Consider the following 17,365-nt stretch of genomic DNA (forward strand, 5'->3'; position numbering starts at 1 on the left):
CTTCCTCAGTCCTCCGCAGCCGCCTTCGAGGCCGTCGCCTTCTTCGCAGCCGTCGTCTTCTTGGCCGCCGTGGTCTTCTTGGCGGCCGTCTTCGTCGCAGCCGCCTTCTTGGCCGGAGCCTTCTTCGCGGGCGCCTTCTTCGCGGGGGCCTTCTTCGCTGTCTTCTTGGCGGGCGCCTTGGCCCGCTTCTCGGCGAGCAGCTCGAAGCCGCGTTCCGGGGTGATCTCCTCGACGCTGTCGCCGGAGCGCAACGTCGCGTTGGTCTCCCCGTCGGTGACGTACGGCCCGAAGCGACCGTCCTTGACGACGACCGGCTTCTCGCTGACCGGGTCCACGCCCAGCTCCTTCAGCGGCGGCTTGGCGGCCGCGCGGCCACGCTGCTTGGGCTGGGCGTAGATCGCCTGCGCCTCCTCCAGCGTGATCGTGAAGAGCTGGTCCTCGGTCTGCAGCGAGCGCGAGTCCGTGCCCTTCTTCAGGTACGGGCCGTAGCGGCCGTTCTGCGCGGTGATCTCCACGCCGTCCGCGTCCGTGCCGACGACGCGCGGGAGCGACATCAGCTTGAGCGCGTCCTGCAGGGTCACCGTGTCCAGCGACATCGACTTGAAGAGGGAGGCCGTGCGCGGCTTGACCGCGTTCTTGCCGGTCTTCGGGGTGCCCTCGGGGAGCACCTCGGTGACGTACGGGCCGTAGCGGCCGTCCCTGGCGATGATCTGGTGGCCGGTCTCCGGGTCGGTGCCCAGCTCGAAGTCGCCGCTCGGCTTGGCGAGCAGTTCCTCCGCGAGTTCGACGGACAGCTCGTCCGGGGCGAGGTCCTCCGGCACGTCCGCGCGCTGGTGGTTCTCGGAGTCCTTCTCGCCGCGCTCGACGTACGGACCGTAGCGTCCGACCCGCAGCACGATGTCGTTGCCCACGGGGAACGACGACACCTCGCGCGCGTCGATCGCGCCCAGGTCGGTCACCAGCTCCTTGAGCCCGCCGAGGTGGTCCCCGTCGCCGTTGCCGGCGTCGGCGGCACCGCCCGCACCTGTGTCTTCACCGAAGTAGAAGCGCTTCAGCCACGGCACGGCCTTGGCCTCGCCACGGGCGATGCGGTCGAGGTCGTCCTCCATCTTGGCGGTGAAGTCGTAGTCGACGAGCCGCCCGAAGTGCTTCTCCAGGAGGTTGACCACGGCGAAGGACAGGAAGGACGGCACGAGTGCCGTGCCCTTCTTGAAGACGTAGCCGCGGTCGAGGATGGTCCCGATGATCGACGCGTACGTCGACGGGCGGCCGATCTCGCGCTCTTCGAGCTCCTTGACCAGGCTGGCCTCGGTGTAGCGGGCCGGGGGCTTGGTGGCGTGCCCGTCGACCGTGATCTCCTCGGCCGTGAGCGCGTCGCCCTCGCCGACCTGCGGCAGGCGGCGCTCGCGGTCGTCGAGCTCGGCGTTCGGGTCGTCGGCGCCCTCGACATACGCCTTCAGGAAGCCGTGGAAGGTGATCGTCTTGCCGGACGCGCTGAACTCGACGTCCCGGCCGTCGGCGGCCGCGCCACCGATCTTCACGGTGACGGAGTTACCGACCGCGTCCTTCATCTGGGAGGCGACGGTCCGCTTCCAGATCAGCTCGTAGAGCTTGAACTGGTCGCCGGTGAGACCGGTCTCGGCGGGAGTGCGGAAACGATCGCCCGAGGGGCGGATCGCCTCGTGGGCCTCCTGCGCGTTCTTGACCTTCCCGGCGTACGTGCGCGGCTGGGCCGGCAGGTAGTCGGCGCCGTACAGCTGCGTGACCTGGGCGCGGGCAGCGGTGACCGCCGTGTCGCTCAGCGTCGTGGAGTCCGTACGCATGTACGTGATGTAGCCGTTCTCGTACAGCTTCTGCGCGACCTGCATCGTGGCCTTCGCGCCGAAGCCGAGCTTGCGGCTGGCCTCCTGCTGCAACGTCGTCGTACGGAACGGGGCGTACGGCGAGCGGCGGTACGGCTTGGACTCGACGGAGCGGACGGAGAACCGCGTGTTCTCCAGGGCGGCGGCCAGGGCGCGGGCGTTCGCCTCGTCGAGGTGGAGGATGTTCGCGCTCTTGAGTTGTCCCACGGAGTCGAAGTCGCGCCCCTGCGCGACCCGCCTGCCGTCGACGGTCTGGAGGCGAGCGACCAGCGACGACGGGTCCGACGCATCCCCCGCGCGGCCGGTCGCGAAGGTGCCCGTCAGGTCCCAGTACTCAGCGGAACGAAACGCGATGCGCTCGCGTTCCCGCTCCACCACGAGTCGGGTGGCGACGGACTGGACGCGGCCTGCCGACAGGCGCGGCATGACCTTCTTCCACAGGACCGGCGAGACCTCATAGCCGTAGAGGCGGTCTAGGATACGGCGGGTCTCCTGGGCGTCGACCATGCGCTGGTTGAGGTCGCGCGGGTTGGCGACGGCCTCACGGATCGCGTCCTTGGTGATCTCGTGGAAGACCATCCGCTTGACCGGGACCTTGGGCTTCAGAACCTCAAGGAGGTGCCATGCGATGGCCTCGCCCTCGCGGTCCTCATCGGTGGCGAGGAAGAGCTCGTCGGAGTCCTTCAGCAGGTCCTTGAGCTTCTTGACCTGGGCCTTCTTGTCGGCGTTGACGACATAGATCGGCTCGAAGTCGTGTTCGACGTCCACGCCGAGGCGGCGGACCTCGCCGGTGTACTTCTCCGGCACCTCCGCGGCACCGTTGGGGAGGTCGCGGATGTGCCCGACGCTCGCTTCGACGACGTAGCCGGGGCCGAGATAGCCCTTGATCGTCTTCGCCTTGGCAGGCGACTCGACGATGACGAGTCGGCGGCCGCCCTGTGCGGTCTCGCTGGTCGGGGACAACTTCGCTCTTCTCTCCGGTCGACGCTGGGGCCTCCCCAGGCCTTCGTCCCGGGGTCGGGTCATGGTGACGCTGCGGAGTGTGACGGTACATCCCGCCCCCGTGTCAAACGGGAAAAGCCCGCAACGGCCACTCGAACGGTAACCCGACTCCCGCCCTTCCTGCCGCCCGGAGTGTCCACCAGCCTTTTCGGGTCAAAGCGGAGCGTGACTTCTCAATTACTGGTGCGGGGGTGCCGGGCAGGTGTCAGACCCGGGTGAGGCACCACGCGGCGAGGATCAGCGCGACCACTCCCGCAGCGCCGGCGAGGGTCGCCGATGCGACCGGGTTCACACCGTGGGCAACGGGTTCGCGACGCTTGAGGCGGGTCGCGGTCCACACCAGCAACCCGGCTCCGAACAGGGCGAACACCGCTCCGGTGAAGATCGCCGGTCCGCTCTCCATGGCTTGCCGTGCCCCTTTTCTGCCGCCCCGTGAGTGGCCGGCGCCAGGAGACTGGCACGCGTGGGCGGCGCTCAGGCGAACCCGAGGTGAACGTGGGGCCGACGGACCTGTGGATCTCCCGGCCGGCCTCAGACCGAGCCGGGCATGGGTATTTTTCCGGTCGTCTTCGCGTTGTCGGTCCGGCCCACCGTGCACACGACCTTGTTGAATCCGGCCTTCCAGTCGTCCTCGTCCGCCACCCAGCCGAACACCTTGCGCGTCGTCCCCGGCGCCCAGGTCGACTCGAACTTGTTGCCGCAGAGCTTGGTCGCGTTGTCGACACCCTTCTTGTAGCTCATTTCGGTGGGAGCCTGAATGTTTCCGATCACCTGATCCGTGTGCGGCTTGACACAGTCGGTGAGCGACGCCTTGAAACCGTCGTCCAGTTCCTCGTAGATCCAGCAGTCGCCCACGCTCATCTGACCGATCCACAAATCCGTACCCGCGTCGCGGAAACTGCCCACCTCGCCGCCTATCGCCGCATGGCGGCCGAGTACGAGACATGCCGTACCGCTCTCGGCCGCGGTGAAGCCCTCCTTCGTCGGTACTACGGCGTAGCCGCCCGCGTCCGGCAGCGCCGCGACGACCGTCCGGCTCTGGCTCTCGCAGCGCTTGGCGCCCTGCGCGCGGGCGTCGGCGTAGTCGGTGGCCGTGTCCACCGCCACGACCTGCCCGTCGGGCCAGTCGTCGGCGCAGTCCACCACGCCGAGGTTCGGCACCGACGCGAACGGCGCCCCCGACCAGACCGCCTTGACGCAGTCCCCGGTCTGCAACGGCTCGGTGAGCCCCACCACGTCCCCGTAGGGGTACACGGGTCCGGTCGGCGACGGCGACCCCTGCGACGCGCTCGCCGAGGGCGACTTCTTCGTGGCGACGCTGTCCTTGCCGCCGCCTCCGTGGTCACCGGTCAGGGATACGGCCGCCCAGGCGCCGCCGGCCACGACGAGGACGACGGCCACCACGAGCGCGACGATCGCCGCGCGCCTCTTTCCCCCGGGGGACGGCGCGCCCCCGCTCACGGCACCGGCGACGGGCGGCCCGCCGGGGGTTCCGTAGTCGCCGGCCGCGTAGGGCGAAGGACCGGTGCTTCCCGCGTACGTGGGTGTGCTGTTGCCCGAGTAGGCCGGTGGGATGCTACCGCCACCGCCTCCGTAAGGCGTCGGGGTGCCGCCTCCCGCGTACGGCCCGCCCCCGTACGGGGAGCCGCCCGCGGAGCCGCTGCCCTGCGCGTACGGGTTGCCGGAGTCGGCGGCGTGCTGCGGGGCCGGTGGCAGCCAGGCGTCGTACGGCGCCGGACCGGGCGTCCCGCCGGGCGTGGCCGGACCGCCACCGCCCGGACCACCGCTTCCCGGACCACCCGCCACGGGAATCCCGGGGCCGCCCGGCGGGGTGTGCGGTGTGGGAGGCGTGGCCGGCGTCGGAGGGGTGCCCGGACTCTGCGGGGCGCCCGGAGTCTGCGGAGTACCCGGCGCCGGGCCGAATCCCGGCGGCGGCGGGCCGAAGCCCGCCTGCGCGGGCCCCGCTCCCCACCCGGACGCCGCCCCGGCTCCCGGGCCCGCGCCGGCTCCAGCGCTCTGCACCACCCGCTCCAGCCCTCGTGCCACCGCCTCCGGCGCCGACCGGCGCACCGGGTCCTTGACCAGCAACCCGTGGAGCACCGGGGCTAGTTCACCGGCCCGCACCGGTGGTGTCGGCTCTTCACCGAGCAGGGCCGTCAGGGTCGCGTACTCGCCCTGGCGGTCGAAGGGGCCGCGGCCCTCCACGGCGGCGTACAGGGTGGCACCCAGCGAGAACAGGTCGGCGGCCGGGGTGGGCGGCTCGCCGCGGGCCCGCTCGGGGGCCAGGTAGCCGGGCGTGCCGAGGATGCCGGCGGTGGAGGTCAGCCGGGGCTCACGGGACTCCGGCTGGAGTGCGATGCCGTAGTCGGTGAGCAGCACGCGCGCGTAGGCGTCGCCCGAAGCGTCCGGCGCCAGAAGGATGTTGGCCGGTTTCACATCCCGGTGGAGGATGCCGATGCGGTGCCCGGCGGTGAGCGCGTCGAGGACGGCGAGCCCGATGCGGGCCACCTGTGCGGGCGGCAGCGGTCCCGACCTCCGGACCACCGCCTGGAGGTCGACCGCGTCCGGCACGTACTCCATGACGATCCAGGGCAGGCCGTCGTGCACCACCACGTCGTGCACCGTCGCCACGTGCGGATGGCCGCGCAGCCGCGCCGCGTGCCGGGCCTCGCTGCGGGCCCGGGCGATGCGCTGCGCGGGCTCGGTCGCGTCCATCGGCACGTCCGGAAACGCGATCTCCTTCATCGCGACGTCGCAGGCCAACTCCTCGTCGTACGCCCGCCAGACGCGGCCCATGCCACCCGCGCCCAGCGTCCGCAGCAGCCGGTACCGGCCGTTGATGATCCTGCCTTCGCCCTGATCCGGCGTCTCCCCCGCCATCACGCCTCCCCCGGGACAGCGCGCCTCCCCCGAGAACGCGTGGACCTGTCTCTCGAAGGTAGCTTCGCACCTGCCGCTGACAGGAGACCTTTTCCGGATCAATCCTGCCAGACCGGACACAGTGACCTCGGGAGTGCATGCCCACCCCAGGCGTGACGCCCGGACGGGCCGCGCGCCGTGTCACTGCGCCGGTTCGAGGAACCCCTGCTCCACCAGCAGCCGGATCTGCGCGGGCGTGCGGTCGCGCAACAACACCGGGTCCTCGCCGACCAGTTGGGCGATGGCGTCGAGGATGCGGCCCGCGCTCAGCGAACCGTCGCACACGCCCGCGAAGCCTGCGCCGACCGTGTCCACCTTGGTGGCCCGGCGCATGCCGCGGTGCTGGCGCAGCACGACGTGCTCCGGGTCCTCGGCGCCGGGCAGTCCGACCTGCTCCTGGACGATCTCGGCGGCGAGCCTGAAGTGGCCCGCGAGCAGAGCCGCGTCATCGTGCTCCCGCAGGTAGTCGAGGCGGGCGAAGTGCTCCCGGACCGTGTCACCGAGCGGCTGCTCGACCGGGTGCGGCCACTCCTCCACGGTGACGGAGGGCTCGGTGGCCGCCGTCCTGCGCAGCGTGATCCAGCCGAAGCCGACGGCCTTCACCTTGCGCGCCTCGAACTCGTCCAGCCACGCGTCGTACCGCGCCTGGTACTCGACCGGGTCGCCCCGATGGTCGCCCGCGTCCCTGAGCCACAGCTCGGCGTACTGCGTGACGTCCTGCACCTCGCGCTGCACGATCCAGGCATCGCACCCGCGCGGCACCCATGACCTGAGCCTGTCCTGCCAGTCCTCCCCTTCCATGTGCTGCCAGTTGGCGAGGAACTGCGCGAACCCGCCCTCGTTCAGCCGCTCCCCCGCCTGCTGAACGAGCGTGCGGCACAGATCGTCCCCACCCATCCCGCCGTCGCGGTACGTCAGCCGGGCGCCCGGCGAGATCACGAACGGCGGGTTCGACACGATCAGGTCGTACGTCTCGTCGTCCCGGACCGGCTCGAAGAGTGAGCCCTCGCGAAGGTCGGCGGCCGGCGCGCCGGACAGCGCGAGGGTGAGGGTGGTGATGTGCAGTGCGCGCGGGTTGAGGTCGGTCGCCGTCACGCGCGTGGCGTGCTGGGCGGCGTGCAGCGCCTGGATCCCGGAGCCGGTGCCGAGGTCGAGGGCGGAGGAGACGGGCGTACGGACGGTGATGCCGGCGAGGGTCGTGGAGGCACCGCCGACGCCGAGGACGACACACTCGTCCCGGCTGCCGATACCGCCGGCGCCACCGACGGCGCACCCCAGGTCGGACACGATGAACCAGTCCTCGCCGCCGGGTCCGCCGTACGGCCGTACGTCCACGGTCGCGGCGACGTCGTCCCCGGCGTCTCCGCCGGTGCGCACCAGCCAGCCGCTCTCCAGGCAGGCGTCGACGGGCAGAACCTCCTCCACGCGCGTGTGCGGCACGGGCTGCTGCAGCAGGAACAGCCGGACGAGCGTCTCCAGCGGCGTGTCCCCGCGGGTCGCTCGGAGCGCGGGGACGGTCTCGCTGCGCGCCAGCGCCGCGTACGCGGGGGCGCCGAGCAGTTCGAGCAGCCCGTCGGCGGTGAAGGAGGCGCCGAGCAGGGCGTCGCGCAGCCGGGCGGTGACGTCGGGGCGGTCGGCGGACGGCAGGGGGCTGAGGGTGGAGTTGCTCACGCCCCCCATTGTGTCCGCTCGGACCGACATCGCGATCGCGCCCACTCGCACCCGCACCGCGCGTACACGGCCGAAGCCTCCGTGGTCGCGAGCGAAGAACCCCGCACGCACAGCCGAAAGCCCCCGCTACGCGCGCGTGCGGGGGCTTCCAGGGGCGTGCGGGCCGGGTCAGCTCGCCGTGGCCGACGCCGAGGAGGCCGTGGACTTGCAGCTCGCCTGCTCACCCATGGCCTTGCCGACGTCGCCCTCCTCGAGGGTCTTGAGCGCGCCGTTCCCGCTCTTGCTCAGCTTGTCGAGCTCGGTGGCGACGTCCTTCAGGCCGTCCGCGAACTTGGCCTGGTCCTTCGTGTCGAGCGCGTCGACCTGCTTCTTCAGCGAGGCGTACGACGACGCGATGTCGTTGAGCTCCTTGACCGCGTCCTGCTGCTTCTTCTCGGCGTTCTTGGCGTCCCCGGTGTCCGGCGCGCCCGCCTTGTCGACGGCGGCACCGATCGCCTTGTAGGCGTCCGACATGTCCTGGAAGGCCTGGGAGTCGGTCTTCTGGACGTCCTCCGGCGCACTGCTGTCCGAGGTCTGCTTCTGGATGGCGGTGTTGGCGGCCTCGATCTTCTTGGCCTGCGGCTGTACGGAGTCGCAGACCGCCTTGGCCCAGGCGTTCAGCTTCTCGCTGCTGCCGTCGTCACTGCTGCATCCCGACAACGCCATTGCCAGTACCGCACCGCCGGACAGCGCGGCCGCGAGCTTCTTGTTCACCGGATTGGTCCCTTCCATGGCTCTCGGCCCCGGAACATACACGCCACGTGGCCGACAAACACGCGACGAATGTTCCTTAAGAGAGCTATTGCAGCCATTTGCACCAAGTGAGAGAAGGCTCACGAGGAGGGGCGCGAACGCGCACAGGGGCGGGCGGCGACGCGTCGATACGCGCTACCGCCCGCCCCTGTGAGCTGGACCTCGTCGGGACCGCCTACGAAACCACCGCAGCATCGGCCGACTTGGATACCCGTTCGGCGTTGTCTTCGTCACCCACGGCGATGCCGCGCCGCTTGGAGACGTACACCGCGACCACGATCACCAGGAGCGAGACGACCGCGATCAGGATCCGCACGCCGAGGTTCTTGTCGTCGCCGTAGGAGAACTTGATGACGGCGGGCGCGATCAGCAGTGCCACCAGGTTCATGACCTTCAGCAGCGGGTTGATCGCCGGACCGGCGGTGTCCTTGAAGGGGTCGCCGACCGTGTCGCCGATCACTGTGGCCGCGTGAGCCTCGCTGCCCTTGCCGCCGTGGTGGCCGTCCTCGACCAGCTTCTTGGCGTTGTCCCAGGCACCACCGGAGTTGGCGAGGAACACCGCCATCAGCGTGCCCGCCCCGATGGCACCCGCGAGATACGCCCCGAGCGGGCCGATGCCGAGTGTGAAGCCGATGAAAATCGGCGCCATGACTGCCAGCAGCCCGGGCGTGGCGAGCTCGCGCAAGGCGTCCTTGGTGCAGATGTCGACGACCTTGCCGTACTCCGGGGTCTCGGTGTAGTCCATGATCCCCGGCTTCTCGCGGAACTGCCGCCGGACCTCGAACACCACGGCCCCCGCCGATCGCGACACCGCGTTGATCGCCAGCCCCGAGAAAAGGAAGACGACCGCCGCGCCCGCGATGAGGCCGACGAGGTTGTTGGGCTGCGAGATGTCCATCATCAGACTCAACGGCGCGCCCTGCCCGGTGAGCTTCTCGCCCACGTCCTGCGCGCCGGTGGTGATCGCGTCGCGGTACGACCCGAAGAGTGCCGACGCCGCCAGGACGGCGGTGGCGATGGCGATGCCCTTGGTGATGGCCTTGGTGGTGTTGCCCACCGCGTCCAGGTTGGTGAGCACCTGCGCGCCCGCGCCCTGGACGTCACCGGACATCTCGGCGATGCCCTGAGCGTTGTCGGAGACGGGCCCGAAGGTGTCCATCGCGACGATCACACCGACCGTGGTGAGCAGTCCGGTGCCGGCCAGCGCCACCGCGAACAGCGCCAGCATGATCGACGTACCGCCGAGCAGGAAGGCCCCGTACACGCCGAGGCCGATCAGCAGGGCGGTGTAGACGGCCGACTCCAGGCCGACGGAGATACCGGCCAGGACGACGGTGGCCGGGCCGGTCAGCGAGGTCTTGCCGATGTCCCTGACCGGGCGCCGGGTGGTCTCGGTGAAGTAGCCGGTCAGCTGCTGGATGACGGCGGCGAGCAGGATGCCGATCGCCACCGCGACCAGGGCGAGGATCCGCGGGTCGCCGCCCTTGCCCTTGATCGCCGCGTCGGTGACGCCGTCGAGGTCGGCGTACGAGGACGGCAGATAGACGAAGACCGCCAGCGCGACCAGCACGAGCGAGATCACCGCGGAGACGAAGAAGCCCCGGTTGATCGCGGACATGCCACTGCGGTCGGTGCGGCGCGGGGCCACGGCGAAGATGCCGATCATCGCGGTGACGACGCCGATAGCGGGCACGAGCAGCGGGAAGGCGAGGCCGGAGTCACCGAAGGCCGCCTTGCCGAGGATCAGCGCGGCGACCAGGGTCACGGCGTACGACTCGAAGAGGTCGGCCGCCATGCCCGCGCAGTCGCCGACGTTGTCGCCCACGTTGTCGGCGATGGTCGCGGCATTGCGCGGGTCGTCCTCCGGAATGCCCTTCTCGACCTTGCCGACCAGGTCGGCGCCGACGTCGGCGGCTTTGGTGAAGATGCCGCCGCCGACACGCATGAACATGGCGATCAGGGCGGCCCCGAGGCCGAAACCCTCGAGCACCTTCGGCGCGTCGGCCGCGTACACCAGCACCACGCAGGAGGCGCCCAGCAGACCGAGCCCCACCGTGAACATGCCGACGACGCCGCCCGTACGGAAAGCGATCTTCATGGCTTTGTGCGAGACGGTGGTGAGATCCTTTTCCGGCTCGCCCTCCGCCGGGGTCGCCTCCCGGGCCGCGGCGGCGACACGCACATTGCTGCGTACCGCGAGCCACATGCCGATATAGCCGGTGGCCGCCGAGAAACCGGCGCCGATCAGGAAGAAGATCGATCGGCCGGCGCGCTGATTCCAGTCGTCCGCGGGCAGCAGCATGAGCAGGAAGAACACGACCACGGCGAATACGCCGAGCGTGCGCAGCTGCCGGGCCAGATAGGCGTTGGCACCTTCCTGGATCGCCGTCGCGATCTTTTTCATGCTGTCGGTGCCCTCGCCCGCGGCGAGCACCTGGCGCAACAGGATGCCCGCGACCACGAGCGCCGCCAGCGCCACGGCACCGATGACCGTCACGAGGATGCGGTTGTCGTCGGTCAGTACTGCGGCTGCGAAGGTTGTGGGGTGATCGAACTGCTGAGGGGTAGAAAGCCCCGCCATTCGTCCTCCTTGACGCTTGGGCTGAGCTCAAGATGTGGACGGATTGTAGGTACCGGAACCTGATCAAAACAGTGCGCGGTAAATGGAATTGGCCTTCACTTGCTCTTCAGCAAATGATCGAGGTCATGCCATCGAACCCGAAAGAGGTAACGCCCCAAAACCATTGACGCCCACATTGACACTTGATCAAATTATCGCGCGATTGATCGTGAATTTCTTCACGAATTCCCGGATGCGGGTGACGCAAACACGAAGGGCCCTGCTGAGCAGGGCCCTGGAGTGGGAGATGCGGTGATACGACGGGAAGGCGTCAGGCCGGCACGGCGGCCGGCGGGGTGGTCGGCCAGGTCATGCGGATGCGTCCGCCGTCCTCCCCGGCGGTGACCTCCACGTCGTCGACGAGCCCGCTGATGACCGCGAGGCCCATCTCGTCCTCCTCGGCCTCGATGTCCGGATCCTCGGCCGCGGCACCGGCCGAGCCGTCCCGGGGCGCGTGCGGCGCCTCGTCCCCGACCTCGATGGAGAACTGCTTCTCCTCCTCGATCAGCACCACCTGCACCGGTGCCGTGATGCCGCTGCTCTGGTGCAGTCCGACGGCACGGGAACAGGCCTCGCCGACGGCGAGTCTGACCTCGTCGAGAACGGCCTCGTCCACTCCGGCCCTGCGCGCCACCGCTGCCGCCACCAGTCGGGCGGTCCTGACGTGCTCGGGCAACGCGCTGAAGCGGAGTTCAACGGTGGCCATGCATCCCCCTCGGAACTACGGGCGTGCGGTCGGGGGGCCGGGCTGCCGAAAGCCCGGTCCCCCTGTGTTCAACTCTGCCGTCCGGGCACACGCCCGGGCCGGCGATCAGTCGGTGGCCGCCACCGCTTCGTCGACCGAGGTGTGGATCGGGAACACCTTGGTGAGACCGGTGATGCGGAAGATCTTCAGAATGCGCTCCTGGTTACAGACCAGGCGCAGCGAGCCCTCATGGGCACGCACCCGCTTCAGGCCGCCGACCAGCACGCCGAGCCCGGTGGAGTCGAGGAAGTCCACGCCCTCCATGTCGACGACGAGGTGGAAATTCCCGTCGTTCACCAGCTCGACCAGCTGCTCGCGCAGCTTGGGCGCGGTATATACGTCGATTTCGCCACCGACCTCGACGACCGTACGATCGCCGACGGTACGGGTCGACAGGGACAGGTCCACGGATCCTCCAGCACCTTGCTATCGAGCGGTCGCCCCATGGGACACCTCGGCAGAGCCCCCAGGACGGTTCGCCAGCCGCGATGGCATTCAATCACTTACCGGCAGGCGTGCACGACGCCTTGGCTCCATTGTCCGTCACTCCAGTGACACACTCGGTGCCGATGGCCAAGAATCACCGATCCGATCGATCCCCGACGGACCCCGAATCCCGTCCCGCACCGGGCACGGTCCTGGACCGGCTCGCCTCGGGGCCGAGCCGGGCTTCGCGCATCACTCATACGGAGCATTTGCCCCCGCGCGCGGGTCGCCATGCCGTCTGGCCTGACCGGATTCGCTCGGAGGTCATCGCGGCAGTGCAGGCGTGCGGCATCGAGCACCCCTGGGCCCACCAGACACGGGCCGCCGAGCACGCCCTGGACGGCGACTCCGTGGTCGTCGCCACCGGCACGGCGTCCGGCAAGTCCCTGGCCTACCTGGTCCCGGTCCTGTCCACCCTCCTGGACGGCTCAGAGGCCCCGAACGGCCGCGGCTCCACCGCCCTCTACCTGGCCCCCACGAAGGCCCTGGCGGCCGACCAGTGCCGCTCGGTGAAGGAACTTTCACAACCCCTGGGCAACGCCGTACGCCCGGCCGTGTACGACGGCGACACTCCGTTCGAGGAACGCGAGTGGGTCCGCCAGCACGCCAACTACGTCCTCACCAACCCGGACATGCTCCACCGCGGCATATTGCCGTCGCACCCCCGCTGGTCCTCCTTCCTGAAGTCGCTCAAGTACGTCGTCATCGACGAGTGCCACACCTACCGTGGCGTCTTCGGCTCCCACGTCGCCCAGGTCCTGCGCCGTCTGCGCCGGCTGTGCGCGCGCTACGGGGCCTCCCCGGTCTTCCTGCTGGCCTCCGCCACCGCCGCCGAGCCGTCCGTGGCCGCCCGCCGTCTGACCGGCCTCCCGGTGGTCGAGGTAGCCGACGACGCCTCACCCCGCGGGGAACTGGTGTTCGCTCTCTGGGAGCCCCCGCTCACGGAGATGCAGGGCGAGAAGGGCGCGCCGGTCCGCCGTACCGCCACCGCCGAGACCGCCGACCTGCTCACCGACCTCGCCGTCCAGGGCGTGCGCACGGTCGCCTTCGTACGCTCACGGCGCGGCGCCGAGCTCATCGCCGTCATCGCCCAGGAGCGCCTCGCCGAGGTCGACCGGTCACTGGCCCGGCGTGTCGCGGCGTACCGCGGCGGCTATCTCCCCGAGGAGCGCCGCGCCCTGGAACGCGCCCTGCACTCCGGTGAACTCCTCGGTCTCGCCGCCACGACCGCGCTCGAGCTCGGCGTGGACGTGTCGGGCCTGGATGCCGTACTGATCGCCGGGTACCCGGGCACGCGCGCGTCCCTGTGGCAGCAGGCGGGCCGGGCCGGACGCTCCGGCCAGGGGGCTCTCGCCGTCCTGGTGGCCCGTGACGACCCGCTGGACACGTTCCTCGTCCATCATCCGGAGGCCCTGTTCGACCAACCGGTGGAATCGACGGTCCTCGACCCCGACAACCCGTACGTCCTCGCCCCGCACCTGTGTGCGGCCGCGGCGGAACTGCCGTTGGTCGAGGAGGACCTGGCCCTCTTCGGCCCGGCCGCCGCTGAGCTGCTGCCGCAGCTGGAGGCCGCGAAGCTGCTGCGTCGCCGGACGAAGGCCTGGCACTGGACGCGCCGGGAGCGGGCCGCCGACCTGGCCGACATCCGCGGCGAGGGCGGCCGGCCGGTGCAGATCGTCGAGGCCGGGACGGGCCGGCTGCTGGGCACGGTCGACGAGGCCGCCTCCCACACGACCGTCCACGAGGGCGCGGTCCACCTCCACCAGGGCCGTACGTATCTCGTCCGCTCCCTCGACCTGGAGGATTCGGTCGCCCTCGTCGAGGAGGCGAGTCCGCCGTATTCGACGGTCGCCCGCGACACGACGTCGATCTCCGTCCTGGAGACGGACGTCGAGATCCCCTGGGGCGACGGCCGCCTCTGCTACGGCTCCGTCGAGGTCACCAACCAAGTGGTCTCCTTCCTGCGCAGACGTGTCATCACCGGTGAAGTGCTGGGCGAGACGAAACTCGACCTCCCTCCTCGTACGCTCCGTACGCGCGCCGTGTGGTGGACGGTCAGCGAGGACCAACTGGACGAGGCCCGGATCAATCCGGAGATCCTCGGCGGCGCCCTGCACGCCGCCGAGCACGCGTCGATCGGCATGCTGCCCCTCTTCGCGACCTGCGACCGCTGGGACATCGGCGGCGTATCCGTGCCACTGCACCCCGACACCCTCCTGCCGACGGTCTTCGTCTACGACGGCCACCCCGGCGGTGCGGGCTTCGCCGAGCGCGCCTTCCACACCGCCCGCGCCTGGCTCACCGCCACCCGCCAGGCCATCGCCTCCTGCGAGTGCGACGCCGGCTGCCCGTCCTGCATCCAGTCCCCCAAGTGCGGCAACGGGAACGACCCCCTGCACAAGAGAGGCGCTGTACGGCTGCTCACGGTCCTGCTGCGGGGGGCTCCGGAGGAGAACCCGCAGGCGGAGCAGCAGGCCCGGAGGGAGTCGGCGGGGGAGCCTGCGGGTCCGGTCCCGCCGGGCCCGCCCGCGCCCTGACCTCCGCCGCGAACGGCCCCCGCCCCGACGCCGCCGACACGTCCGAGGTCTCGCCGAGGATCGCGCACCGCACCAGCCGCGCCCCCTGGGCCCGCGCCACCCGGTCCGCGCGGGCGCAGGCCGCCGCGCCGCCCTCCGCCCAGTGGTCGGCCGCCGCGAGCGCCGCGAGGTCAGCGCCGCCGGCCGCGCGGTGCCGGACGACGACGGCCTGCCCCAACGCCAGCACGACCCCGAACACCACGCACAGCACGGCGACGGCACCGACGCTCCAGACGGTGGCGGAACCGCGGTCCGATCTCAGCCCACCGCCCCGCGCCCGGACGGGCAAACGCCTCGTCACGGGCAAACCCCTTGTCACGACCCCACCCCCACCAGCTCCTCCACCGACGCCACGGCTTCTTCCCGTACCTCGAAAGGCAGCCCATGCAGCGCCGGGAACCTGGCCACGACCACCACACGCACCTGGTCGCCCTCCCGGCCGACCGTGACCTTCGCACCGTCCGGTGCCGCCGCGCGGGTGACCTCGAGGACCGCGCCGGGCGGGTCCTGGCGGGCCGCAGCCCGGGCCCCCGTCCGCGCCGCGTCCACGCACTGGATCTGTGCGGCCACCATGAGCAGCCCCCACACCAGCGCCATCGCGAACACCACCAGCACGGGCAGCACCACCGCCGACTCGGCCGTCACGAACCCCCGGTCCGCACCTCGCTCACATCCGCGCACTGAGCGCTCGCTTCACGATGGCCTGCAGCTCCGCGCTGACCTGACCGCTCGTCACCACCTTGTAGAGGAGCACGGCGAAGGCCACTGCCGCGACGATCCCCATCGCGTACTCGGAGGTGACCATCCCCGCGTCCCTGCGCGCCGCACGCGCCCTGCACACCAGGGCACGCAGCCGCGCCCGTACCGCCTTGTCCATCTCAACCCCCGTAAGGTTCGGTTCTGTTGATCTCTGATCTGCCGTTGTCTGTCGCGCGTCGGATCGCTCTGATCCGCCGCTGCCCGTCGCGCGTCGGATCTCTCACAGCTGGTCGTACGCCGTCCACGGCCACCGCCACGTCATCCACCGCCACGTCATCCACCACCCCCTCCCACCACCTCGCCCGCCAGCCCGATCACCACGGGCATGACGCCGACCGCGATGAACGCGGGCAGGAAGCACAGCCCGACCGGCGCGGTGACCATCACCGCCGCCCGTCTGGCCCGTGTTGTCGCGTTGCGCGCCCGGTCGGCGCGGGCATCCGCGGCGAGCCGCGCGACGGGGCCGGCCGCGGGGAGTCCGGAGACGCCGGCCCGTGCCAGCAACCGCGCCAGGGGCTCCGCGCCCGGGATCGAAGCCAGCCGCCGCCAGGCCTCGCCCGGTTCACCGCCGAGCCGCACTTCGGCCGCGCCGCGCGCCAACGCTTCCCCTACGGGGCCACCGAGCGCCTCGCCCGCGGCCTGCGCCGCGATCACCGGACCGGCTCCCGCCTCGATACAGGCACCCAGCAGTTCTGCCGCGAGTGGGAGTTGCCGGGCAGCATCCTGTGCGTCGACCTCGGCCGCGGAGTCGGTGGACGCCTGCCGAAGGCGCCATCGCCGCAACGCGAGCGCCGTGATCAGCCCGACCACGACACCCGTGACACCGCCGACCACCATCCACCCGGCCATCACCACTCCCACCAGGGCCGGCCACCGCCGCACCGCCCCACTCACCACCAGGCGGCAACGCGCCGACGCCCCTTCCAGGGCCAACAGTTCGGCCAGCCGGCGCCGCACCCTGCGCTCCCACCGCACCGCCGCCGCCCAGCGCACCAGCCACCCCAGGGCGATCACCATCCCCAAGGCCGCCCCCAGCCTGTGGACAACCTCCGCACTCACGTCGCCTCCGCTCCCCGTACGATCCGCAGCGCCCACCACATCCCCGCGCCCTCCAGCAGGCCGCCGATCAGGAGACAGCCCAGGCCCGCTCCGGTGTGCAGCAGTACGTGCAGCGGGTCGGCGCCCAGAGCGGCGCCGAGGAGCAGACCCAGGGCGGGCAGCCCGGCGAGCATCACGGCGGTGGAGCGGGTGCCCGCCAACTGCGCGCGGAGATCGGCACGTTGGTCCCGGTCGGCGCGCAGTGCCCCTTCGAGCCGGTCGAGTCCGGCCGCGAGACCCGCGCCCCGGTCCACGGCAACCCGCCAGCACGCCGCGAGGCCCAGCAGGCCCTCAGCCCCCGGTTGCCGTGCCGCCGCCGCGAGCACCCCGGGGACGTCCCCGCCGAACCTCGCCGCCGCCAGCACCGCCGCCTGCGCGTCCCCGAACCCTCCGGAGTCACGTGCAGCACGCAGCAGTGCCTCCCCCGGCTGCCGCCCCGCGCGCACCTCGCCGGCGAGCGCCCCACACAGGGCGATGACCGCGTCTCCCCGGCGCTCCCGCTCCCGCCGCGCCCGACCGGCCAGCCGCACCCGGCGCAGCACCGGCACCCCCGCCGCCCCCGCGACGACCGGCAGCACCGAAGCACCCAGTACCGCCAGCACCAGCCCGGCGGCCAACGCCCACCACTCGGCCCGCCACCGCCCGCGGACCCGCCGCAGTTCTCCGGCCAGTTGCCGCCACTCCGGTGGCCCGGTGCCCACCACCCCGCCGCCCGCGAGCAGCGACTGCGCCCGCCGCACCCCGGAGTGCCATCCGCCCATCGACCACGCAGCCGCCCCGACGCACACCACGGCCGCGCCCATCGCCAGCTCGCCCGACGAAACCTCACCCATTC

General features: G+C 71.2%; 14 protein-coding genes. 1 reads left to right on the forward strand and 13 read right to left on the reverse strand.

Going from position 1 to position 17,365, the window contains the following annotated elements:
* Positions 1 to 5: 5 nt before the first annotated feature.
* The 8 genes from topA to bldG all read right to left on the reverse strand — a co-directional run bounded on the left by topA (position 6) and on the right by bldG (position 12,019).
* A complete protein-coding gene (gene topA, locus ABT114_RS04550) occupies positions 6 to 2,825 on the reverse strand; it encodes a type I DNA topoisomerase (protein ID WP_351138530.1) in 2,820 nt (939 codons plus the stop codon).
* A 244-nt stretch (positions 2,826 to 3,069) separates the two neighbouring features.
* Positions 3,070 to 3,267: a hypothetical protein gene (locus ABT114_RS04555; protein WP_351138532.1), complete on the reverse strand. Its 198-nt coding sequence runs from the start codon at positions 3,265 to 3,267 to the stop codon at positions 3,070 to 3,072.
* Between the two features lie 128 nt (positions 3,268 to 3,395).
* The gene (locus tag ABT114_RS04560; protein WP_351138534.1) at positions 3,396 to 5,744 is read right to left on the reverse strand and encodes a serine/threonine-protein kinase; all 2,349 of its coding nucleotides are present in this window, start codon (positions 5,742 to 5,744) and stop codon (positions 3,396 to 3,398) included.
* A gap of 180 nt (positions 5,745 to 5,924) precedes the next feature.
* Positions 5,925 to 7,463, reverse strand: a complete 1,539-nt coding sequence (locus tag ABT114_RS04565) for a DUF7059 domain-containing protein (RefSeq protein WP_351138536.1) — start codon at positions 7,461 to 7,463, stop codon at positions 5,925 to 5,927.
* A gap of 159 nt (positions 7,464 to 7,622) precedes the next feature.
* Positions 7,623 to 8,225 (reverse strand): small secreted protein, encoded by a 603-nt coding sequence (locus ABT114_RS04570; protein WP_351138538.1) that lies wholly within the window; start codon positions 8,223 to 8,225, stop codon positions 7,623 to 7,625.
* A 196-nt stretch (positions 8,226 to 8,421) separates the two neighbouring features.
* Positions 8,422 to 10,827 carry a sodium-translocating pyrophosphatase gene (locus ABT114_RS04575; protein ID WP_351138540.1) on the reverse strand — a complete coding sequence of 802 codons (2,406 nt, stop codon included), beginning with the start codon at positions 10,825 to 10,827 and terminating at the stop codon, positions 8,422 to 8,424.
* A gap of 310 nt (positions 10,828 to 11,137) precedes the next feature.
* The gene (locus tag ABT114_RS04580; RefSeq protein ID WP_351138542.1) at positions 11,138 to 11,572 is read right to left on the reverse strand and encodes an ATP-binding protein; all 435 of its coding nucleotides are present in this window, start codon (positions 11,570 to 11,572) and stop codon (positions 11,138 to 11,140) included.
* Between the two features lie 105 nt (positions 11,573 to 11,677).
* On the reverse strand, positions 11,678 to 12,019 hold the full coding sequence (gene bldG, locus ABT114_RS04585; RefSeq protein ID WP_009189842.1) for an anti-sigma factor antagonist BldG: 342 nt from the start codon (positions 12,017 to 12,019) through the stop codon (positions 11,678 to 11,680).
* A gap of 80 nt (positions 12,020 to 12,099) precedes the next feature.
* Between bldG and ABT114_RS04590 the strand changes: the two genes are divergently transcribed.
* Complete coding sequence (locus ABT114_RS04590; protein ID WP_351138544.1) at positions 12,100 to 14,634, forward strand: DEAD/DEAH box helicase; 2,535 nt, start codon at positions 12,100 to 12,102, stop codon at positions 14,632 to 14,634.
* Here ABT114_RS04590 and ABT114_RS04595 read toward each other — a convergent pair.
* The 5 genes from ABT114_RS04595 to ABT114_RS04615 form a co-directional block, all read right to left on the reverse strand.
* Positions 14,519 to 14,962 carry an Rv3654c family TadE-like protein gene (locus tag ABT114_RS04595; protein ID WP_351139488.1) on the reverse strand — a complete coding sequence of 148 codons (444 nt, stop codon included), beginning with the start codon at positions 14,960 to 14,962 and terminating at the stop codon, positions 14,519 to 14,521. The two genes, ABT114_RS04590 and ABT114_RS04595, sit on opposite strands and share 116 nt — an antisense overlap.
* 26 nt (positions 14,963 to 14,988) lie before the next feature.
* Positions 14,989 to 15,354, reverse strand: a complete 366-nt coding sequence (locus ABT114_RS04600) for a TadE family type IV pilus minor pilin (protein WP_351138546.1) — start codon at positions 15,352 to 15,354, stop codon at positions 14,989 to 14,991.
* Complete coding sequence (locus tag ABT114_RS04605; RefSeq protein WP_351138548.1) at positions 15,341 to 15,550, reverse strand: DUF4244 domain-containing protein; 210 nt, start codon at positions 15,548 to 15,550, stop codon at positions 15,341 to 15,343. The genes ABT114_RS04600 and ABT114_RS04605 overlap by 14 nt, the downstream gene beginning before the upstream one ends.
* A gap of 155 nt (positions 15,551 to 15,705) precedes the next feature.
* Complete coding sequence (locus ABT114_RS04610) at positions 15,706 to 16,491, reverse strand: type II secretion system F family protein (protein ID WP_351138550.1); 786 nt, start codon at positions 16,489 to 16,491, stop codon at positions 15,706 to 15,708.
* Entirely contained in the window at positions 16,488 to 17,363 is an 876-nt protein-coding gene (locus tag ABT114_RS04615) for a type II secretion system F family protein (protein WP_351138553.1), read from the reverse strand. Before ABT114_RS04615 ends, ABT114_RS04610 begins: the two co-directional genes overlap by 4 nt.
* Positions 17,364 to 17,365: the final 2 nt, after the last annotated feature.

The organism is Streptomyces sp. NPDC002088 (genome assembly GCF_040296605.1).
Classification (GTDB): domain Bacteria; phylum Actinomycetota; class Actinomycetes; order Streptomycetales; family Streptomycetaceae; genus Streptomyces.